This window comes from Candidatus Frankia alpina, from assembly GCF_902806485.1.
Classification (GTDB): domain Bacteria; phylum Actinomycetota; class Actinomycetes; order Frankiales; family Frankiaceae; genus Frankia; species Frankia alpina.
Genome location: NZ_CADCWT010000650.1, coordinates 1 through 248, shown reverse-complemented (window position 1 = coordinate 248; position 248 = coordinate 1). Strand labels below are relative to the sequence as shown.

1 protein-coding gene is annotated in these 248 nt (G+C 71.8%); it reads left to right on the top strand.

All coding sequences use genetic code 11. The features are described 5' to 3' along the window. Positions 1-28: 28 nt before the first annotated feature. Positions 29-248: hypothetical protein (locus G6R25_RS24815; RefSeq protein ID WP_205447488.1), on the top strand; the 220-nt coding region annotated here is incomplete at its 3' end.

Here is a 248-nt window from a genome sequence, read left to right as displayed (position 1 = left end):
GGCCACTCTCTGGGACGGCGTCTGCCGGGTGGCGGTCACCGCCGTCGAGATCAACGCGGTGATCGATGAGGTCCACGTGGAGATGACCCGCCGGGCCGTCGAGCTGAAGCGCCGTCGGCTGAGTCGGTGGGACGGCCCGCAGCTCACCGTGCTCATCGACGAAGGCCAGGTGGTCCTCGCGCAGGTTCGGCGGGACAAGGGCCGGCTGCAGCGGCTGGTGGAGCTGTCGAGCCTGGGCCGGTCGCGGG